General features: G+C 71.6%; 16 protein-coding genes. 8 read left to right on the top strand and 8 right to left on the bottom strand.

Annotation, left to right across the window (positions count from 1 at the left end; translation table 11 throughout):
* Positions 1-27 precede the first annotated feature (27 nt).
* Entirely contained in the window at positions 28-666 is a 639-nt protein-coding gene (locus AW274_RS14525; protein ID WP_030451408.1) for a response regulator, read from the bottom strand.
* The gene (locus AW274_RS14520) at positions 663-1811 is read right to left on the bottom strand and encodes an ATP-binding protein (RefSeq protein ID WP_232320104.1); all 1149 of its coding nucleotides are present in this window, start codon (positions 1809-1811) and stop codon (positions 663-665) included. Before AW274_RS14520 ends, AW274_RS14525 begins: the two co-directional genes overlap by 4 nt.
* Positions 1812-1969: 158 nt before the next feature.
* On the opposite strand from AW274_RS14520, the gene AW274_RS40270 reads away from it, so the two are divergent.
* The 5 genes from AW274_RS40270 to AW274_RS14495 all read left to right on the top strand — a co-directional run bounded on the left by AW274_RS40270 (position 1970) and on the right by AW274_RS14495 (position 8233).
* The gene (locus tag AW274_RS40270) at positions 1970-3442 is read left to right on the top strand and encodes a PspC domain-containing protein (RefSeq protein WP_198169176.1); all 1473 of its coding nucleotides are present in this window, start codon (positions 1970-1972) and stop codon (positions 3440-3442) included.
* Positions 3432-3644 (top strand): hypothetical protein, encoded by a 213-nt coding sequence (locus tag AW274_RS14510; protein WP_062431470.1) that lies wholly within the window; start codon positions 3432-3434, stop codon positions 3642-3644. The genes AW274_RS40270 and AW274_RS14510 overlap by 11 nt, the downstream gene beginning before the upstream one ends.
* Positions 3645-3734: 90 nt before the next feature.
* Positions 3735-4352: an SRPBCC domain-containing protein gene (locus tag AW274_RS14505; RefSeq protein ID WP_062431469.1), complete on the top strand. Its 618-nt coding sequence runs from the start codon at positions 3735-3737 to the stop codon at positions 4350-4352.
* Positions 4353-4463: 111 nt separating this feature from the next.
* The gene (locus tag AW274_RS14500; protein WP_232320103.1) at positions 4464-7178 is read left to right on the top strand and encodes a CDP-glycerol glycerophosphotransferase family protein; all 2715 of its coding nucleotides are present in this window, start codon (positions 4464-4466) and stop codon (positions 7176-7178) included.
* Entirely contained in the window at positions 7175-8233 is a 1059-nt protein-coding gene (locus tag AW274_RS14495; protein WP_062431468.1) for a glycosyltransferase, read from the top strand. The genes AW274_RS14500 and AW274_RS14495 overlap by 4 nt, the downstream gene beginning before the upstream one ends.
* 42 nt (positions 8234-8275) lie before the next feature.
* On the opposite strand, the gene AW274_RS14490 is transcribed toward AW274_RS14495, so the two are convergent.
* The 3 genes from AW274_RS14490 to AW274_RS14480 are packed head-to-tail and all read right to left on the bottom strand — an operon-like array spanning position 8276 to position 11160.
* Positions 8276-9322: a sulfotransferase family protein gene (locus AW274_RS14490; protein WP_062431467.1), complete on the bottom strand. Its 1047-nt coding sequence runs from the start codon at positions 9320-9322 to the stop codon at positions 8276-8278.
* Between the two features lie 4 nt (positions 9323-9326).
* Entirely contained in the window at positions 9327-10328 is a 1002-nt protein-coding gene (locus AW274_RS14485; RefSeq protein ID WP_062431466.1) for a sulfotransferase family protein, read from the bottom strand.
* On the bottom strand, positions 10321-11160 hold the full coding sequence (locus AW274_RS14480) for a CDP-alcohol phosphatidyltransferase family protein (protein WP_062431465.1): 840 nt from the start codon (positions 11158-11160) through the stop codon (positions 10321-10323). The genes AW274_RS14485 and AW274_RS14480 overlap by 8 nt, the downstream gene beginning before the upstream one ends.
* Positions 11161-11389: 229 nt before the next feature.
* Between AW274_RS14480 and AW274_RS14475 the strand changes: the two genes are divergently transcribed.
* Positions 11390-12847 carry a stealth family protein gene (locus tag AW274_RS14475; RefSeq protein ID WP_198169175.1) on the top strand — a complete coding sequence of 486 codons (1458 nt, stop codon included), beginning with the start codon at positions 11390-11392 and terminating at the stop codon, positions 12845-12847.
* On the opposite strand, the gene AW274_RS14470 is transcribed toward AW274_RS14475, so the two are convergent.
* Genes AW274_RS14470 through AW274_RS14460 form a run of 3 tightly spaced genes read right to left on the bottom strand, consistent with a single transcriptional unit; the run spans position 12825 to position 17982 of the window.
* A complete protein-coding gene (locus AW274_RS14470) occupies positions 12825-15749 on the bottom strand; it encodes a bifunctional glycosyltransferase/CDP-glycerol:glycerophosphate glycerophosphotransferase (RefSeq protein ID WP_062431463.1) in 2925 nt (974 codons plus the stop codon). The genes AW274_RS14475 and AW274_RS14470 overlap by 23 nt on opposite strands.
* Complete coding sequence (locus AW274_RS14465) at positions 15746-17038, bottom strand: polysialyltransferase family glycosyltransferase (protein WP_062431462.1); 1293 nt, start codon at positions 17036-17038, stop codon at positions 15746-15748. Before AW274_RS14465 ends, AW274_RS14470 begins: the two co-directional genes overlap by 4 nt.
* The gene (locus tag AW274_RS14460) at positions 17035-17982 is read right to left on the bottom strand and encodes a glycosyltransferase family 2 protein (RefSeq protein ID WP_062431461.1); all 948 of its coding nucleotides are present in this window, start codon (positions 17980-17982) and stop codon (positions 17035-17037) included. Before AW274_RS14460 ends, AW274_RS14465 begins: the two co-directional genes overlap by 4 nt.
* 183 nt (positions 17983-18165) lie before the next feature.
* Between AW274_RS14460 and dprE1 the strand changes: the two genes are divergently transcribed.
* Both dprE1 and dprE2 read left to right on the top strand, forming a co-directional pair.
* On the top strand, positions 18166-19470 hold the full coding sequence (gene dprE1, locus AW274_RS14455; RefSeq protein WP_062431460.1) for an FAD-binding protein: 1305 nt from the start codon (positions 18166-18168) through the stop codon (positions 19468-19470).
* Positions 19467-20201, top strand: coding sequence for a decaprenylphospho-beta-D-erythro-pentofuranosid-2-ulose 2-reductase (gene dprE2, locus AW274_RS14450; protein ID WP_062431459.1), 735 nt, complete (start codon positions 19467-19469; stop codon positions 20199-20201). The genes dprE1 and dprE2 overlap by 4 nt, the downstream gene beginning before the upstream one ends.
* The last annotated feature ends 59 nt before the right edge of the window (positions 20202-20260 follow it).

The raw sequence follows: 20260 nt of genomic DNA, 5'->3' as shown, positions 1-20260 counted from the left end.
TTGTGAAGCGTGTCACACCCGGCGCTCTCAGACCAGTCGGCGTGCGGTCGCCCAGCGGGACAACTCGTGGCGGTTGGACAGCTGGAGCTTCCTGAGCACCGAGGAGACGTGGGTCTCCACGGTCTTCACGCTGATGAACAGCTCCTTGGCGATCTCCTTGTACGCGTACCCCCGGGCGATCAGCCGCAGCACCTCCCGCTCGCGCTGCGTCAGCGAGTCGAGCTCGGGGTCGATCGGCGGGGCCTCGGTCGAGGCGAACGCGTCGAGCACGAAACCGGCCAGGCGGGGCGAGAAGACCGCGTCGCCGTCGGCCACGCGGGTGATCGCGTCGGTCAGCTCGGCGCCGCTGATCGTCTTGGTCACGTAGCCCCGGGCACCGCCCCGGATGACGCCGATGACGTCTTCTGCGGCGTCGGAGACCGACAGGGCCAGGAAGCGGACCTGCGCCCCGGAGCCCAGCACCCGGCGCAGCACCTCGACCCCGCCGCCACCGGGCATGTGCACGTCGAGCAGGACCACGTCGGGTTCGAGCTCGGCGATCGTGGCCACGGCCGACTCGACGTCCTCGGCCTCGCCGACCACCTGGATGGAGGGGCCGAGCTCGGCCCGCACACCCGACCGGAACAGCCGGTGGTCGTCCACGATCAGCACTCTTACCGTCTTCATGGGGTGGTCCTCTTCATCGTCAGCGTGATCTCGGTGCCCTCGCCGGGGGCCGTCTTGACGCGGGCCGTGCCGCCGAAGCGCTCCATCCGGCCGATGATCGACTGGCGGATGCCCATGCGGTCGTCCGGTACGTCGTCGAGCACGAACCCCTTCCCGCGATCCCGGACGAAAACGGTCGCCTCGCCGGGTTCGACCTCAAGGTAAACCGATACCACGGGCGATTCGGAATACTTCGCCGCGTTGACCATCGACTGCCGGGTCGCGTGGACCATCGCGCGCAGGCCGTCGTCGAGGTCGCAGTCGCCCACGCAGACGATCTCGATCGGCACGCCGTGGGCGTCCTCCTCCTCGGCCGCGGCCCGCCGGACGGCGGCGGCGAGGGTGGCGTCGGCGTCCTGTTTCGGCATGTAGAGCCAGTTGCGCAGGTCGCGTTCCTGGCTGCGGGCCAGGCGGGTGACCTCGCGGGGGTCGTGGGCGGCGCGCTGGATCAGGGTCAGGGTGTGCAGCACCGAGTCGTGGACGTGCGCGGCGACCTCGGCCCGCTCCTCCTGCCGGATCCGCTCGGTGCGCTCCTTCTGGAGTTCGCGCCACAGGCCGGCCAGCCACGGCGCGGCGATCAGCGCGACGCCGCCGAGCACGACCGCGGTGAACACGAGCCCGGTGCTGGCCTGCGCGAGCTGGTCCTGCGCGGCCAGGAAGCCGATGACGCCGACGCCGACGAGCAGCAGGCCGATGCCCGAGCGCACCCAGGTGGCGCGCACCCGGCCGACGGTCGAGGTCATCCACTTCTGCCGCCGGCCCGGCTCGGCCTGCTGCCACAGGATGAGGGAGCCGATCCCGCCGACGGCGATCGGCCACATGGCCAGGCCCCCGGCCGCCGCGCCGCTGACCAGGGCGAGCGCCCCGAAGGCGAACCCGAGCAGGCCGTAGGCGGCCACCTGGCCCCAGTCGCGGGTGCCGTGGGGCTGCTGCTCGTTCTGCTCGGTCGCGGTGAACATCCACAAGGCGGCGTACGCCACCACCCCGACCCCGTCGAGGATCGTGAGCAACACGAACGCCAGCCGCAGCACGACCGGGTCGAGGCGCAGCTGAGCGGCGGCCCCCTGGGCGACTCCGGCGACCACGCGCCCCGCCCGGGGCCTCATCAATCTGGGGGACGCCTCGGCGGCGCCAGGGTTATCCGACATTGCTCCTGCATCGTCACATGTCGTCTCGCGCGTCCGCATCAGGGCGAGCCCCTGAGACGGCTTTCAGGGACGTCCCCGATGGCGGTCGTCCCGGGAAAACGGACAGGATGGGCACCATGACCGAGGCACCACCCGAGGAGATCCAGCTGGCCCGTTCGTCCGACGGGCGCATGCTCATGGGCGTCTGCGCCGGGATGGGCCGTTTCACGGGCATGGACCCGGTGCTGTTCCGCGTGGGGTTCGCGGTGCTGCTCCTGGGGTCGGGCATCGGCTTGATCCTCTACATCGCGGCCTTCCTGCTGATGCGCGAGCCGGGCGGGGGGCCCGGCCACGTGGAGCAGTGGACGCGCAGGATATTCGACCCCGAGACCGTGATGGCCCTGCTCGTGGCGGTCTTCACGCTCGGCCTGGTGATCAACCTGGCCTCGGGCGGCATCGACCGGGGCACGATCGTGGTGGGGGTGCTGCTGGCGATCACGCTGCTGGCGGCCCACGCGCGGGGCGTCGACGTGCTCGGGCTGATCACCTCGATCCCCGAACGGCTGTCGGGCCGGCGGGGCACCACCAAGATGGAGCCGGCGCCCGCGACCGCCTCGACGTTCACACTCGGAGCCTTCACCACGGGGGCGACCGGCGGGAACCTGCGGGAGACGGTGAAGGAGTCGTTCCGCGAGTCCTACCAGACCTCGTTCGGCCGCTACCCGTCGACCAGTTCGGCCGACGCCGAACCGGCGGCCCAGGAGGCGCCGCAGACTCCCACCAGGGAGTACCCGGCGACGCCCCCGCCGCCCCCGCCACCGCCGCCGCCCCGGCCGAAGGCCCCCGACGGCTATCGGCGGTTGTCCGACCTGGCGTACGAGGCCAGGCAGGCGGCCTACGCGGCCGGCGACGCGTTCGCGCCGCACGGCCCCTACGCCAAGAAGGCGCCGCCGCCGCCACCGCCCGTCAGAGCGCCCAAGGCGCCCAAGGTCAAAAAGCGAAGGTCCTTCGTCGGCGGCCTGACATTCGTGCTCGCAATGATCGTTGGAGGGGTCATGGTCGCCGTGCAGCAGCCCGGGACCGAGTCGGTGAGTCTGCCGATGGTCGGCGGGGCGGTGCTGGCCGTCATCGGAGGGGGCCTGCTCGTCGCCGCCTGGTTCGGCCGGGGGGCCGGGCTGATCGCGCTCGGGGTGATCGTCGCGGTGGCCCTGGTGGTCGGCACGTCGGTCACCGGCATACCGAAGCGGGTCGGCAGCTACAGCTGGCACCCGACCACGGTCGCGGCCGCCCAGCGCACCTACGCCGTGGGCGTCGGGGCGGGCGAGCTCGACCTGACCGACCTCGAACTCGCGCCCGGCTCCAGAGTGAGGTTCGACGCCTCGGTGTCGCTGGGCCAGCTCACGGTGGTGGTGCCGCCCGATGCCGTCATCGAGGTCCACGGCACCACCCGCCTGGGCGACGTCAAGATCGAGCACTTCGTCAGCGACGGCACCGACGTCGAGATCAGCCGCGTCCTCAACCCGGTGACCAGCCCCGAGGGCCTCGCGCCCACGATCGAGCTGTACGTCTCGGCGGGCGTCGGCGACGTGGAGGTGCGCCGTGGCGCCTGACGTGCCGGAGCGCAACGACCGCAAGAGGGGCCACCGGACCGACTGGATGGCGTTGTTGTGCGGCCTGCTGTTCGTGGGGGTCGGGGTGCAGTATCTGACCGACCCGACGCCCGACCCGGCGGTCATCGGGCCCATCCTCATCGGGGGTCTGGGGCTGGCGGGCATCGCGGGAATCCTGGCCAAGGTGATCCGGAAGCGGTGACCCGGGGGTTGATCTGGGAGTTCGCAGGCGTACGTTCGGAGTCTGGCGGTAGTTGTCTCCGGAGCGGCTTTGAGAGAACGGAGTCGAGCCATGCGATTCGAGCACGAGTTCACCGTGCCGGTCCCGGTCGACCAGGCCTGGTCGGTCCTCCTCGACGTTGAACGGCTGGCCCCCTGCCTCCCCGGCGCCACACTCGACTCCGTCGAGGGCGACACGGTCACCGGGAGGATGCGGGTCAGGGTCGGCCCGGTCACGGTCGACCACCGGGGCACCGTCCGGATCGCCAACGCCGACAAGGACGGGCGGACCGTCGACGTCGTCGCCGAGGGCGTGCACGCGACCGGGGCGACCGAGGCGGCCCTGACCGTCCGGCTGCTGGAAGACCCCCCGGGCACCCGGGTCACGCTCGTGACGACGTGCGCGACCGACCTGCCGCAGGTGGTGCTCGACGAGGTCGGCGCGCGGTTCGCCGCCAACCTGGCCGCGGTGATCGAGGGCCGGCGGCATCTGACGGTCGTCCCCGACCCCGACCCCGTCCACGCCTACCCGCCCGGCACGCTGCGCACCTCCCGGACCGCCGAGGAGGAGGCGTTCGACCTGCGGGAGGCCGCCGGGGCGTCGCTGGTCAAGCGGCTGGCCCCGGTGGCGGGCGGTCTCGGCGCGATCGGACTGATCGTTTACGTCGTCCGGCGATGGGGCCGCCGGTAAGTCGTCGGCAAAAGATGACCACAGAGGGCAATCGTCCGATTTCGTCAGGGAACATCCCATATCAGTGATTTTCTACTGATATGGGGGGTGGGTATGGCGGCCCGACCGGCTGTGAGTGTGGTCGTGATCACCTACAACGACGCGGCCCGCCTCCCGAGGGCCGTGCACTCCCTCTACGCCCAGACCCTCCAGAACCTCGAGATCATCGTCGTGGACGACGCCAGCACCGACGACACCGCCGACGTCGCCGGCCGGTTCCCGGGCGTGCGCTACATCCGGCGCGAGAGCAACTCCGGCGGCTGCGGCGCGCCGCGCAACGCGGGGCTCGACGCGGCGCGCGCGCCCTACGTCATGTTCCTCGACAGCGACGACGAGCTGCCCCGGCACGCCTGCAAGGCGCTGCTCACGGAGATCGAGCGCACCGGCGCCGACTTCGTGGCGGGCCAGATCATGCGCCACTACGACGACAGCGGCGCCCGCGCGCCCTACTACCCCGAGCTGTTCACGCCCCGGCGCACGGTCGAGGGCATCCGGGCCGAACCCGACCTGTTCCTCGACGGCTTCGCCACCAACAAGATCTACGACGTCGAGTTCCTGCGCACCCACGACCTGCGCTTCCGCGAGGACGCCCTCTACGAGGACCACGTCTTCACCGCCCGCCTCTACGCCCGCGCGCGGCGGTTCGCGGTGGTGCCGTGGCCGGTCTACCTGTGGCACCGGGCGACCGGCGAGAGACGGTCGATCTCGCTGAGCCTGCGCGACGTCGCCAACGCGCGGGCCCGGGTCGCCGCCGCCGAGAGCGCCGACCAGGCGCTGCGCGACGCCGGGATGGGCGACCTGGTCGCCCGCCGCCAGGCCCGGTTCGTCCAGCAGGACCTGCGGGTCTACCTGAACGCGCTGCCGAGGTTCGACGCGACGTGGGCCAAGGAGATGTCGGCGGTCATGCGCCCCTACCTGGAGCGCCTGGAGGAGGGCGTGCTGGAGGGGGCCGACCCGATGACGCGGGTCTGCGGCGAACTGCTGCTGCGCGACCGGGTCGACGACCTGTGCGTGGCCGCCCGCAGCCTGACCGGCCCGAAGGCGCCGCCCCGGCACGCGACCAGGGCCGACGGCCTGACCTACTGGGGCAGCGAACCCGACCCGGCCTTCGAGATCACCGCGATGCGGCTGGCCGAGCTGCCCTTCTCTGAGTCGCGGCTGCGCCACGAGGTCACCGAGATCTCCGCCAGCGGATCGGTCCTGTCGATGTCGATCACCACGTACGACCCCTTCGGCGTCGTCGGGCTCGACACGGTGGCCGACCTCATCGCGAAGCAGCACCGCATCCGGCTGATGCCGCGCCGCCGGCCCGACGGGACGATCGAGACCGAGGTCGCGCTCGACCTGGCCGCCGTCGCACCCGGCCGCAGCGTCGCCGTCGAACCGCGCCTGGGCTTCACCCGCCCGCTCGACGGCCACACCACCAGCGACCCGCTGCTGGTCGGCGCGGGGATGGAGCCGCTGACGCTGAAGACCAAGGGGTACGAGATCACCGCCCGCCCCCTCGGCGACGCCGCGACGCTGCGGCTCGACTGGCGGCGCACGGGCCTGCTCAGGGCCGTCGCGCGGCGGCCGTCCATCCGGCCGCACGCCCTGCGGGCCGCCGGGCTGCCCAAACGGCTGCGCAGGCGGCTGGGCGTCCGCGAGGTGAAACTCGCGGTCTACAAGGTGCTGATCCGGGTCGTCCCGCGCAAGAAGGACCTGGTGCTGTTCGAGGCCGACTGCGGCCGGGGCTACACCGGGCACCCGCGCTACGTCCACGAGGAGCTCGTCCGCCGGGGGTCGCGCCTGCGCGCCGTCTGGTCGCGGGCGTCTGGGGTGTTCCCCACGCACCTGACGACGGTGCGCCGGATGAGCTGGCGGCACATCTGGACCATGGCCCGCGCCGGCTGGTGGGTCGACAGCCACGGCATGCCCCTCGGCTTCCCGAAGCCGCGCGGCACCCGCTACCTGCAGACCTGGCACGGCCAGGGCATCAAGTCGACCGGCCTGGACGCCCCCGACCTGCGCGGCGACTTCCCCGGCCCGCGCGAGGAGTGGCGCGCCAACGTCGCCCGCTGGGACGCCCTGGTCTCCCCCGGCGCCGAGTTCGAACGCACCTTCGTGCCCTCGAACGAGTACATCGGCCCGGTCCTGCGCCACGGCTCGCCCCGCTGCGACGTGCTGTTCCACGGCGACCCCGAGGCGGCCGCGCGGGTGCGCGCGGCCCTGGAGATCCCCGCCGCCAAGAAGATCGTCGTGTACGCGCCCACCTACCGCGACCTGTCCCGCGGGGCCTCGGTCCGGGCCGACCTGCGCGAGCTGGCGGCGGAACTGGGCGACGAGTGGGTCCTGGTGCTGCGCACCCACCCGATCGAGAAACACCCGATCCCGCAGGATTTGCGGTGGTTCGCCCGCCAGGCCGGCGGCTATCCCGAGGTCAACGACCTGCTGCTGGCCGCCGACGTGCTGGTGACCGACTACTCCTCGCTGATGTGCGACTTCGCCGTGACGGGCAAGCCGATGGTCTTCCTCATCGACGACTGGGAGACCTACCGCCGGACCGAACGCGGCAGCCGGTACGACCTGCCCGAGATCGCCCCCGGACCCTGCGTCACCACGACGCGGGACCTGGCCGCGGCGATCCGCGACCCGTGGAGCCCCGAACGCTACGCCGCCTTCCGCCGGACGTGGTGCGCCGAGGAGCGCGGCCACGCGGCGGCGCGGGTCGTCGACGCGTTCTTCGACGGCGTCACGCCCGAGATGCCGGTCGCCGTGATCCCGCAGCCGACGGAGGCCGCCCTGTGAACACCGTCTCCTTCGCCTGCCTGGACGCCGACGCGCTCGGCGGCCTGCAGCGCGTCACCCACACGCTGGCCCAGGGCCTGGCCCGGCGCGGCTACGACGTCCACATCATCGGCCTGCACCCGTCGGCCGACCCGGTGACCTACATCGAGGACCCGGCCTACGGCCACCACGAGCTCACCGCGGGCCCGCGCTGGGGTCTCGGCGCGGGCCGGCGCGCCCGCATGCTCCTGGACGACATCGCGCCCGGCCTGCTGGTGATGACCTCACCGGGGGTGGTCGCCCGCCTGTCGGGCCACCTGGGCGGACACCGCGGCATCGGCCAGTATCACGGCTCGTTCGCGCACGCCCGCGGCACCTGGCACTTCGGCGCGGTCAGGGCCCACTACGCCGACCTCGACCAGGCCGTCTTCCTCAGCCAGGACGACGCGTGGCGCTTCTCGGAGGAGGCGCTGCTGCCCAACACCTGGCACATCCCGAACCCGCTGCCCGGCTGGCCGCACCGCCCGTCGCCGCTGCGGCGGCTCCGCATCCTGGGCGTCGGCCGCCTGACGGGCGTCAAACGCTTCGACCGCCTGATCTCCGCCTTCGCCCGCGCGGGCCGCCCCGACTGGGAACTCCACCTGATCGGCGACGGCCCCGACACCGACCGCCTGATGTTCCACGCGGTGACCGAGGGCGTGTCGCAGCAGGTCGTCTTCCGCGGCCGGATCCCGGCGGGCGAGATGCCGACCGAATACCGCGCCGCCTCACTGGTCGCCCTGTCGAGCGACCACGAGGGCTTCCCGCTGGTCCTGGGCGAAGCGGCCGCCTTCGGCATCCCGTCGATCGCCTTCGACGTCTCGGGCGGCGTCCGGACACTGATCGACGACGGCGTGACGGGCGTCCTGGTCCCGCCGGGCGACGTGACGGCCCTGGCGACGGCCCTGACGGAACTGATGGACGACGAACCGAGAAGAGCCGAAATGGGCGCGGCCGCCCGCACCCACGCGGACGCCTTCCGCCTGGAACCCGTCCTCGACCAGTGGGAGATCCTCTTCACCCACCTGAGCCGCTGAACGCGGAGACGCCCCACCGGAAGAGCGGGGCGTCTCCGTCGATCAAGACGATTCGACCAGTTGCTGGCGTGGCAGGGGTGGCAGGCCCGCCAGGGATCGTTGGCCCGCGGTCAGCAGGGCCGGGATCGGGCCCGGTTCCCACAGGCGGACCAGGCGGTCGCGGCTGGTGCGCTTCAGTCGCGCGCCGCGTCGCTTGGCCGCTGTGGTCTGGTAGGCCAGGCGGTGGTCCCGGGTGGCCCGGGGCGCGTCGCTCAGGTCGTAGCCGTGGGCTTCCAGGCGGGAGCCCAGAACCGTCTCGCACAACGAGATCTGCCAGGGTTCCAGGCGGCTGGACCAGCTGCCGCTGCGGGCGGTGGTCACGGCCGTGTGGGTGTTGGCGTGCCAGACCTTGTGGGCCGGCACGGCCACCTGGGCGACGTGCCGGGGTTCGCACATCGCCGGGTCGTATTCCTCGCCGATGAAGCCGCACAGGCGCTTCAGCGACGACTCCGGGTCGGCCGTCAGGTCCTCGTACCGGAGTTCGTAGTAGGAGCCCGCCGGGAGGTGGGCGGCGTGGTGGCGGCCGAAGTCGATCGCCTCGGCCCAGTTCGCGATGGCGTGGTAGACGTCCAGTTTGTACCAGGGCATCTCCATCAGCGAGGCCACGCAGTCGCGGCCGTCGCGGACCAGGTGGATGAACTGGGCGTCGGGGAACAGGCGCAGCAGCATGCCCACGTGCTTGAAGTAGCTGGGGCGTTTGTCGCCCCACCTCGGCTTGCCGAAGCGGGCCGCGTAGTCGCGGAACACCGTGCCCAAAACCGAGCCGAGCGAGCCGGGGGCCGCCACCGCGTGGTCGACGTACTCGGCGCGGTCGAGGCCCAGTTCGCGGAACTTGGTGTCCTTGCCGCCGGCCACCCATTCGGCCAGGCGGCGCCGGTTGTCCGGGCGCCGCATGTCGCCGTGCTTCCGTCGTGCGTGGTATGCCTGGATCATGAAGCGGGTCTCCGGCGGGACCGCGATCCGCGGGTGACTGTGCAGCATGAGCTGCAGCATCGTGGTGCCCGAGCGGGGGCAGCCGATGACGAAGACCGGCCTGTCCAGGGTCTCCATCCGGTCAGGAACCCAGCCCGGACAGCTCTCGCTGACCGTCGGTGAGCTGCGCGGCGACCGGGCCGGCCTCGCGGAAGCGGTTGAACCACTCCGTCACGGCCCGCTTGCGGTACCGGCGCTTCCAGTAGGCGGCCGTCTTCTCGTACTGGGCCACGTGCTTGCGCTCGGCCTTGGGGGCGCCCGACAACTCGTAGCCGTACGCCGTGAGGCGCTCGCCCATCACGGTCTCGCAGAGCGAGAGCTCCCAGGGGTCGAGGCGGGTGGCCCAGGTGCCGGTGCGCGCGGTGGTGACCTCGCCTCGGGTGTTCTCGTGCCACGACTTGTGCGAGGGGATCGTGTCGGCGACCTTCGACGGCTCCTTCATCGCCGGGTGGTACTCCTCACCCAGGAAGGCGCACAGCTTCTTCAGTTCGAGCTCGGGGTCGGCCGTCAGGTCCTCGTACCGCATCTCGTAGTAGCTGTCGGGGCCCAGGCCGCACTTGCGGCCGAAGTCGATGGCCTCGCACCAGCGGTTGACCGCCTGGTAGATGTCCTCCTTGAACCAGGGCATCTCCTTCAGCGACGAGACGCAGTCGCGGCCGTCGCGGACGATGTGGATGATCTGGCAGTCGGGGAACATCGCGATGAGCGCGTCCATGTGCTTGATGTACGGCGGCCGCTTGTCGCCCCAGCGCGGCTTGCCGTGCATCTCGCCGAACATCTTGTAGACCAGGCCGACGACCGAGCCGAGCGAGCCGGGCCCGGCCACGGCGCGCTCGATGAACTCGTGCTTGTCGATGCCCAGGTCGCCGAACTGGGTGCGGTGGCCGCCGGTGACCCACTGCGCCATCTCGCGGCGGCGCTCGGGGTTGCGCAGGTCGCCGAAGCGGCGGCGCTTGAGGTAGGCCTGCACGAGGATGCGCGTCTCCGGCGGGATCGCGATGCGCGGGTGGGCGTGCAGCATGAGCTGGAGGAGCGTGGTTCCCGAGCGGGGGCACGCGACGATGAAGATCGGCCGATCAGACAAGCACTTTCACCCTTTCCGGTACGACCCGGTCGGCCTCACGGGCCGCCAGCCAGGTGCGGTAGACGAGAGCGGCCTCGAACGCGGCCAGCAGCGCGCCCGTGGCGAGCGCGGTCCAGAGCATCGCGGCCGCCCCGAACAGGGGCGCGACGACGAAGACCGCCGCGTGGAACTCGATGCCGCTCATGAGATGGGTCCGGACGCGGCGCCGCCCGAGGAACAGGCGGAACCGGTCGAACCAGGGGAATCTGCGGCGGAAGGCCGACTGGAGATCGACGACGGCGTCGTCGCGGACGTCGGCCAGCGGGTCGGCCAGCAGGACGTCTTCGACGAACACGGGGTCGCCGCCGGTCGCGGCGCGCACGCGGTCGCGCGCGGCCTCCCTGACCCTGAGGAGCTGGGGCCCGTTGACGTACCGGAACAGGTCCAGGACCGCGATCCCGGCGGCCAGCCACAGGGCCTCCAGGGTGCCCTCGCCGGCGGCGAAGCCGAACGCGCATCCCGCGACGCGCACCCGGTCGCCGACGTAGTCGAGCCAGAGGCCGAACGAGGTCCCGCTGCCCTTGAGCCGGGCGATCTTGCCGTCCATGCAGTCGACGGTGAAGCTCAGGTAGAACAGCGCCGCGCCCGCGGCGAGCTCACCGGCGGCGAAGCAGGCGGCCGAGGCGACGCCGAGCAGCATCGACAGGCCGGTCAGCCCGTTCGGCGTGATCGAGGTGTGGTTGGCGGTCAGGAGCGCGAGCCGGCACGCGACCGGGTCGACCGCGAAGACGGTCCACCAGGAGTCCCGTGGCTTGCGCGTCGCCAGTATGTCGTCGAGCGTGAAGCCCCCCATGAACGTAAGAATGACTACGTTCGGTAGTCGGCAACGGCTTCTTCTGGGCTCCCCAGAGCATCTCGTTGCCACTTCTTGACCATTGCCCTGACGTGGGCAAAGCCCCCGCCAACGCACTCAGGCGTCCGGTAGGGTCGCCGCATTCTTCGGGGGGAGAGCCATGCCGGTGTCTACGTTGTACCGACAGCTTCACAGCCGCCTGACAGCGCGCGAGCCGATGCCGCCCAGGGTGGCTCTGATCAGGCAGGACGCCAGTCCCGCGCAGGCTTCGCGGGAGACGTTCGACCTGATCTGCCGATCACTGTCCGGATCGGCGATTCCGTTCTTCTGTGTACGGCCCATGCGCGGCCGTCCACCGGTCATCGCGGTGCGCACGACGTACCGGCAGAGGGCCATCACGTCACTGGCCCGCCACGGGGTCTACGGCGCGCGGCTGCCGGGAGGCCGGCACAAGGTCAACGAGCTGGGCAAGATCCGGCAGTTGCGCCGCAACGACATGGCCGACGCCAAGGCGGTGCGCCTGTGGCTCTACTACGCGAGCCCGTCGCGCACGCTCACGCTCGGCCCCGAGTCGGGCGTCGACCTGGAGTTCTGGCAGCGTGAGGGCGAGCTGCTGGTGGCGCCGCGGCCCAACCGGGTGTGCGAGGCGGTGCCCGTCCACGAGGAGACCGTCGACGCGCCCGAGTCGCTGTTCAACCGGCTGGTGTCGGAGTCGGCGCGGGTCTATCCGACACGCCCGGAGTTCACGCGGCGGCTGGTCGACGACGTCGACTTCCCGATCGACGCGGTCTACACGTGGGTCGACGGCAACGACCCGGAGTGGCGGGCCCGCAAGGAGCTGGCCCTGACGGGCGGCCTGAGCGACCTGGCCACCTCCGACGCCCGGTTCGTCAGCCGCGACGAGCTGCGTTACTCGCTGCGCTCGCTGCTGACGTACGCGCCCTGGATCAGGAACGTCTTCATCGTCACCGACCGGCAGAAGCCGTCGTGGCTGGTCGAGGACGACCGCATCAGGATCGTCGACCACCGGGAGATCTTCGCCGACCAGTCGGTGCTGCCGGTGTTCAACAGCCACGCGATCGAGTCGCGGCTGCACCACATCGAGGGCCTGTCGGAGCACTTCCTCTACCTGAACGACGACTTCTTCCTGGGCAAGGTGCTCTACCCGGAGACGTTCTTCGAGGGCAACGGCATCACCCGGTTCTTCCCGTCGATCGCCCAGGTCCCGTTCATCCTGAACGAGGACAACCCCGTCCACCAGGCCGGCATGAACAACCGCCGGATGCTGGAGGAGCTGTGCGGGCGCACGCTGACGCAGAAGATGAAGCACGTGCCCTACGCGCTGCGCCGGTCGTTGCTGTTCGAGCTGGAGGAGCGGTTCCCGGCCGAGTTCAAGACGGTCTCGGCCAGCCGGTTCCGCCGCTCCAGCGACATCTCGACGGCCTCGTCGCTGGCGCACTACTACGCCTACCTGACGGGCCGGGCGCTGCCGGGCCAGATCGACTACACCTACGTCGACCTGGCGCTGCCGAAGACCCCGGCCAAGCTGCGCCGCATGCTCGCCAACCGCGAGCACGACGCGTTCTGCCTCAACGACACGGCGCCGACGACAGCGGACCAGGACAACGCCCTGGCCCGCTTCCTCGACGCCTACTACCCGACCCCTACGCCATTCGAGAGCCACTGAGCAGCAGGTCGACCACGCGGGACGACGCCCTCCCGTCGTCCCACGGGCAGAACTTCTGCCGGAACGTCCCGTAGGCCGCGGGCACCGCGGCCTCCCTGATGGCGTCGATGGTCTCGTCGGTGGTCATCGTCAGCGGCCCCGGCGCCTCGGCGGTGAAGTCGAAGTAGAAGCCGCGCAGGGTGTCGCGGTAGCGCTCCAGGTCGTAGGTGAAGAACACCATCGGCTTGCCGGTGCAGGCGAAGTCGAACATGGCCGAGGAGTAGTCGGTGACCAGCACGTCGGCCGCCAGGTAGAGGTCGGCGATCTCGGGGTAGCCGGTCACGTCGATCGCCGGGGCCTTGATCTTCGGCCGGTCGGTGATCAGGTGGTGCGCCCGCACCAGCACCACGTGGTCCTTGAGCGCGAACCGCATGCGGGCCAGGTCGAGCTCCATCGACAGGCGGCGCTTCTTGCCCCGGTGGAGGTCGTCGCGCCACGTGGGGGCGTACAGGACCACCTTCTTGCCCGCAGGCACGCCCAGCCGCCTCTTGATCGCCTCCGAGCGGTCGGCGAACAGCAGGTCGTTGCGGGGGTAGCCGGTCGACAACACCACGCCCCGGTAGCCGAACGCGCGCCGCATGATGGGCGTCGAGAACGGGTTCGGGGAGATCAGCAGGTCCCACTGCGGCACGTCGCGGGCCATCCAGTCGAGCAGCTCGGTGCGCCGGAACGGCAGGTCGCGCAGGTCGTGGCCGAGCTTCTTCAGCGGCGTGCCGTGCCAGGTCTGCAGGTAGGTCTGGCCGGGCGGCTTGGTGTACCAGTTCGGCTGGGTGCGGTTGCCGACCAGGTAACGCGCCGTCGCCAGCGCGTGCTCGTGCTCCTTGGAGCCGTGCAGGACGACCCGGGAGTCCTCCGGCGTCTCGAACGAGCCGTCGCGGGTGACCCAGACGTACTCCAGCGGCAGGTCCCGCGACCGCATCTCCTCGAAGATCGCGCGCGGGTTGCACGAGGCCAGCCGGCCGCCGTAGGCGTCGAAGACGACGGTCTCCCTGATGGGGCTGCGCTTGAAGTGCCGCACGGTCCCCCGCAGGCGCCGTTCGGCGAACCGGCCCCGCTCGTCGTCCTCCAGCGCGGGCTGCACCACCACCAGGACCTCCCCTTCGAGTTCGGTACGGAACGACACCAGGTGCACGCCGATCCGGCGCGGAGACGGCGACACCCCCACGCGCAGGCGAAGGGGTGTGCCGTCCGTCTTCCTGATGCGCCAGACGCCCACCCGGGCGGGCGGGGTGATGAGGACCCGGCCGTCGTCGCCGGGCCGGTGGATCGCCTTCTGGAACACGAGCCGCTGCCTCTTGCGCGTCGTGACCGCGATCCGGTCGCCGCTCCACTCGATCCAGGCGTGCCCCCGGTCCTTGACCGGCCGCCGCAGCACCAGCCCCTCTTCGGTGAGGCTCGGCTGGTGCACTCCGCCGGGCGGATAGCGCCGGTGCCCGGTGTCGGGATGGGCCTGCGGCACGCCCTTCCTGACGACCTCGCCGTCGCGGACCGAGCAGTGCAGGTTCCAGCGGCCGGGCGGCACGTCGGCCAGGTCGATCGACGCCTCGAACCCGGCGTCGTCGTGGCAGGTGGCCGACTGGCCGGAGTCGGCGGTGGCGTCCATCCGGGCCACCCGCTTCACCTCCAGCGGCAGCCGGACCCCCTCGCGCAGGAACCACACGTCGATCGTGGTGCGGGAGCTGTCGAGGTGGGTGATGTACGCGTACCCCCGGGCGGTCATCCGGGTGCCGTCCATCTCGACGCCGTCGACGACCGCCTTGAGCTGGAAGTCGACGGAGGGGTCGTACACCGAGTCGGGGATGCCCTTCGCCGGGTCGCGCAGGTAGGGGTAGTCCATGAACCAGCGGCGGCGCTTGAACCAGCCGTGCCTGACCGCGCCGGCGTCGCTCAGCGACGCGCGGCGGAACATCCGGACCTCGCGCAGTTCGGGCACCATCCGGTTGGCGGCCAGGTGCAGTTCCAGCCGCCGGATCGACGGCTGCCGGGCGATGGCCTTCGGGTGCAGCACGCCGAGGGTCTCGGCCAGCGAGTCGAGCAGCGCCTCCTGCTCGGCGCCCTCGGCCGTCTCCAGCGACTCCAGCAGGAACGCCAGGTCGAACTCGGTGACCAGCAGGTCGTGCTTGGCCCACAGGCGCGGCGCGTGCTCGTTCAGGAACTCCGACACCTCGCGCATCGAGGCCAGCCGGTCGAGCACGTTGGCCGGTTCGGTGCGCCGCTGCGAGATCGAGCCCGAGCGCACCCGCCAGTGGTAGACGACCTCGTCGAGCACGTCGGTCGAGCGCGACAGCACGTGGGCCCGGATGGTGACCGGCGAGTCCTCGTAGGCCCTGGCGGGGAACTCGAAGCCGTGCCGGTCCCAGAACTCGCGCCGGAAGACCTTGTTCCAGATGGTCCGGTCGGCGAGCAGCGCGTGCCGGCGGCGGATGTGGGTGCCGGCGGCCGGTTCGGCGAACGCCTCGGCGTGCCCGGCCGAGGGCCGCAGCTTGCCGCCGACGATCCGCCGGACGTTCCCACAGGCCAGGTCGGAGCCGGTGGCCTCCAGGCTGGCGACGAGCGAGGCGTAGGCGGTGCGCGGCAGGGTGTCGTCGCCGTCGGCGAAGGCCAGGTAGGTGCCCCGGGCCGCCCGCGCCCCCGCGTTGCGGGCCGGCCCGAGGCCCCGGTTCTCCTGCTCGATGAGCGTGAACCGGGGATCGGCGGCGGCCTTCTCCTTGGCGACGACCGCGCTGCCGTCGGTGGAGCCGTCGTCGACCAGGACGTACTCGATGCTCTTGAAGCGCTGTTTGGCCAGCGAGTTGAGGCAGCGCGGCAGGAACTCGGCGACGTTGTGGAAGGGCACCACGACCGAGAGGACCGGCCGGTTCACTGACCCACCAGCCGGCGTGCGTAGCGCAGCGCCCGCCGCCAGAGCGAGGGCTCGGAGACCTTCTTGACCAGGCCGTACTGGGCCAGGAGACGGCGCGGGAAGTAGCGCCGGCGCACGTCCTTGCGCAGTTCCCGGACCACCGCCTCTGCGCTGGCCCGCAGGTGCGGCATGCGCTTGCGCTGGGCGCAGTAGACGACGGCCTCGACGAGCCGGGGCAGCAGGTCGGGCTCGACCGGGGCCGGCACCAGCGCGCCGGTCCGGGTCAGCTCGGGCACGCTCGCGTCGACGATCGTCACGGCGACCCGGTTGCTGTTCTCGTAGGGCCGCATCCGCTCCAGCACCCGCGGGCAGCCGACGGTCGCGACCGGGATGCCGAAGTAGTGCCGGGCGGTGATCAGGCCGGTCGAGAAGGTGCCGACGACCAGGTCGGGCCGGTAGGCGGCGAAGCAGGTCTCGGCCGGCACCGACTCGGGCACCACGGTGAGCTGCACGCCCAGTTCCTCGGCCAGCGTCCGCAGACCGCGCACCTGGCGGCGGCCGGCCGACGGGTGCGGCTTGAACCGGACGGTGGTGAAGCCGCGGGCGACGACGCCCTGCAGCATCGCCTCGTGGATGGCCTGCTCGTCGTCCCACGAGATGAGCCCGGCGTCGGACATGTACTGGCTGAGCAGCAGCGCCCTGCCGCGCCCGCCGACCGGCGTGACCGCGCCGACCTTGCCGACGATGTCGCGGAAGGCCACGTCGGGCACCGCGACCGCCGGGACCTTGTGCTCCGCCAGCATCAGCGGCCGCATGCCCTCGATCAGGTCGAGGTAGAGCAGTCGCTCCACGCGCGCCCCCAGGTCGCCGGGGATCGGGTCGCGGGTCGGGCCGTAGCTCATCAGGCCCTCGGAGTAGACCGTGATCGGGCAGCCGGAGAAGATCTCCACCAGCCCGCGCGCCGGGTAGGCGCCGATCGACTCGACGATCAGCTCGTCGGGGGCGTGCCCGTCGAGCAGCCGCTGGGTGAGCAGCCGCCGCAGCAGCGGCCCCTGCTCGGGCCTGACCCGGACGCGGACGGGGTGGTAGGGGGCGATCAGCTCGTTCCAGAAGTGCACGTGGTCGAACCGGTCGCCGATCGCGTCGAAGGCGGGCGTCCGGTGCAGGGGGGAGATCAGCTCGGGTACGGCCACGTTGCTCGACACGAGCAGCACGCGCCGCCCGGCCGGGCCGAACAGGCCGGCGTCGATGGCCGCGGCCAGCGTCATCGCCCCGAACAACGTCGAACAGTAGAAGAGCTGGGTTTTCACGGAAGGAACCTCCTGAGCAGCTTCTCGCGGGCGTGGCCCAGCGTCGGCAGGACCACCGCGAGGGCGTCCGGCGGGACTTCCCGCAGGGCGGCGGTGGCCCGGGTGTCGAAGGTGGCCGCGACGTCGGGGCGCAGCCGCCCGCGCAGCTTGTGGTGGTAGGCGATCAGCGCGCACAGGTTGTGCGTCGCCTTGCGGACGAACTCCGGGTCGTCTCCGTCGAGGTCGTGGATGACGCCGAGGTAGGCGTCGATGAAGTGCAGTTGCCGTTCGTCGCCGACCTGGGTGAGCGAGGCCTTGCGGCCACGCCGGTAGAACACGCCGGTCAGCGAGGCGACGGCGTAGGTGGCGGCGTGGAGGTGGAGACGCCACACCCAGGCCCGGTCCTCGGCGGTGGCCAGGGTGGGGTCGAACGTGAGGAGACCCTGGCCGGCGAGGGAACGCCGGTAGATCCCGGCCCAGGCGACCGGGTAGTCGACCATGCCGAGGCGGCCCATGCCGGTGATGCCCTCGCGGCCCGGGAAGACGACCCCGCGCCGCTGTTCGGGCGCCCGGCGCACCTCTCGGGTGGTGCCGGTCACCCGCACGTGGTCGACCCGGACGAAGTCGCAGCCGAGCCGGTCGATGGCGGTGACGAGCTGGGGAAGGTAGCCGGGGGCGTACCAGTCGTCGCCGTCGAGATAGGTGACGTACGTCCCGCCCGCCGCCGACAGGCCCAGGTTGCGGGCCGCGGAGACGCCGGAGGAGGCGTCCCTGCCGATGACGGTCAGGCCCGGCAGGTCGCCCTTGAAGCTCTCGGCGATCTCCCGGGTCGCGTCGGCCGAGCCGTCGTCGACGACGATGAACTCGAAGTCGTCCCGCGCGTTGGCGCGCAGGGAGGTCAGGGCGTCGGCGATGTGGCGTTCGCCGTCCCTGACGGGAACGATCACCGAGAGGGTGGCGGCCATCCGGGGCAACTCCAACGGGCGGAACGGTGCGGTTACCCCGCAACCCTGCCGGTCACGGTGAGTCACGGCCGATCTCTTGACCCATCCTTGAGGCGCAGGTCACCCGCCCGTGGCGGGTGCGTGCTCGCGATCCCCCGAATGCCGGGATAACGTGACGCGATCGGTCAATCACGGAGAGAGTCGATGGCGAACAAGACGATCCTCACCGGCTGGGGCCGTACCTCCCCGAGCGTCGCCGAGTTGCTGCGGCCCGGCGCCGAGGCGGAGCTGACCCCGCTGGTGCTGGCTTCGGGCGGGCGCGGCATGATCGCGCGCGGCCTCGGCCGCAGCTACGGCGATCCGGCGCAGAACGCGGGCGGGCTGGTGCTCGACATGACCGGCCTGGCCGCGATCGGGCCGGTCCGCGACGGCTACGTCACGGTCGAGGCGGGCGTGAGCCTCCACCGGCTGATGCGCGAACTGGTGCCCGAGGGCTGGTTCCCGCCGGTCACCCCGGCGACCCGGCAGGTGACCGTGGGCGGCGCGGTCGCCGCCGACATCCACGGCCGCAACCACCACGCCGACGGCTCCTTCGGCGGCCACGTCACCGCCCTCGACCTGCTCGGCGCCGACGGCGTGACGCGTACGCTCACGCCCGCCGACCCCGACTTCTGGGCGACCGTCGGCGGCATGGGCCTGACCGGGGTGATCACCAAGGCGACGATCAGGCTCACCCCGATCGAGACCTCCCGCATGATCGTGAACACCTGGAAGTGCCCCGACCTCGAATCGGTGATGACGCGGCTGACGCAGGCCGACCTCGCCCACCGCTACACCGCCGCCTGGGTCGACTGCCTGTCGCGGCAGGGCCGGGGCGTCGTCGAGGGCGCCGACCACGCGCGCCAGGGCGCGGCCCGCTCGTTCCGGGCCCGCGGGTTCGAGTCGGGCCCGGGGTTCCTGCCGGTCGGGCTGCTGAACCGGCACACCATGGGCCTGGTCAACCGGGGCCTCTACACCACCACCAAACGCGAGTCGGTGCAGGTCAGGCCGCTGGCGTCGTTCTTCCACCCGCTCGACCGGGTGGGTCACTGGAACCGCCTCTACGGGCCGCGCGGGCTGGTGCAGTACCAGTTCGTGGTGCCGCTGGGCGCCGAGCAGACCCTCATGAAGATCGTCGAGCGGATCAGGCGCAGCCACGCGGCGTCGTTCCAGACCGTGCTCAAGCGGTTCGGGCCGGGCAGCGGCGGCTGGTTGTCGTTCCCGACGCCCGGCTGGTCGCTGGCGCTCGACTTCCCGACCACCACCAAGGGCCTGGCCTGGCTGCTCGACCGGCTCGACGAACTGGTGGCCGAGGCGGGCGGGCGGGTCTACCTGGCCAAGGACTCGCGGTTGCGGCCCGAACTGCTGCCGGTGATGTATCCGGCGCTGACCGCCTTCCGTGAGCGGCGGCGCGAGCTCGATCCGCGCCTGGTCTTCCAGTCAGATCTCGCCAGGAGGTTGTCGTTGTGAAGAACGCGTTCGGCGAACCGCAGAGCCTGCTGCTGGTCGGCGGGGCGTCCGACATCGCGATGGCGACCGCGATGCGGCTGGTCCGCCGCCGGGTGCGGCGGGTGATCCTGGCCGGGCGGCCCTCGCCGGCCCGCGAGGCCGCGGCGATCCGGCTGGCCGAGGCGGGCGCGACCGTGGAGACGGCCGACTTCGACGCGTTCCGGGTCGAGGAGCACGCCAAGGTGATCGGCGACGTGTTCGCCGAGGGCGACGTCGACGTCGCGCTGGTCGCCTGCGGCCTGCTCGGCGACGCCGACCTCGACCCGCTGAAGGCCGCCGACGTGGCGATGGTCAACTACGTCGGGGCGATGACCGCCGCGATCGTGTGCGCCGACGCGATGCGCCGGCAGACCCACGGCGCGCTCGTGGTCTTCTCGTCGGTCTCGGCGGGCCGCCCGTCCGCCGCCGATTTCCTGTACGCCTCCGCCAAGTCGGGCCTCGACGCCTTCGCCCGCGGCCTGACAGAGGCGCTGCGCGGTTCCGGCGTCCACGTGATGGTGGTCCGGCCCGGTTTCGTGCGCACCCGCCTGACCAGGGGCGTCACCCCTCCGGCCATCGCGACCAGCCCCGAGACGGTGGCCGGCGCGGTGCTCGACGGCCTGCGGGCGAAGTCGGAGGTGGTCTGGGTGCCGGGCATCCTCGGACAGCTGACCCGGCTGCCCGGATCGATCGTCCGCCGCATAACCGGATGAGACAGGCTCAGAGAACTCCCAATAACAGGCGTTACGCTTCGGGCTTGAGTGATCCCCGA

This window comes from Herbidospora daliensis (assembly GCF_001570585.1).
Taxonomy (GTDB): domain Bacteria; phylum Actinomycetota; class Actinomycetes; order Streptosporangiales; family Streptosporangiaceae; genus Herbidospora; species Herbidospora daliensis.
The sequence above is the reverse complement of the archived record's forward strand: the minus strand, read 5'-3'. Positions and strand labels throughout refer to the sequence as shown.

What these genes read in the sequence shown, in the direction of transcription:
- AW274_RS14505 (WP_062431469.1), top strand. Translation starts at nt 3,735, where the DNA reads ATGCGATTCGAGCACGAGTTCACCGTGCCGGTCCCGGTCGACCAGGCC.
- AW274_RS40270 (WP_198169176.1), top strand. Translation starts at nt 1,970, where the DNA reads ATGACCGAGGCACCACCCGAGGAGATCCAGCTGGCCCGTTCGTCCGAC.
- AW274_RS14520 (WP_232320104.1), bottom strand. Translation starts at nt 1,811, where the DNA reads ATGAGGCCCCGGGCGGGGCGCGTGGTCGCCGGAGTCGCCCAGGGGGCC.
- AW274_RS14525 (WP_030451408.1), bottom strand. Translation starts at nt 666, where the DNA reads ATGAAGACGGTAAGAGTGCTGATCGTGGACGACCACCGGCTGTTCCGG.
- AW274_RS14460 (WP_062431461.1), bottom strand. Translation starts at nt 17,982, where the DNA reads ATGGCCGCCACCCTCTCGGTGATCGTTCCCGTCAGGGACGGCGAACGC.
- AW274_RS14480 (WP_062431465.1), bottom strand. Translation starts at nt 11,160, where the DNA reads ATGGGGGGCTTCACGCTCGACGACATACTGGCGACGCGCAAGCCACGG.
- AW274_RS14490 (WP_062431467.1), bottom strand. Translation starts at nt 9,322, where the DNA reads ATGGAGACCCTGGACAGGCCGGTCTTCGTCATCGGCTGCCCCCGCTCG.
- dprE1 (WP_062431460.1), top strand. Translation starts at nt 18,166, where the DNA reads ATGGCGAACAAGACGATCCTCACCGGCTGGGGCCGTACCTCCCCGAGC.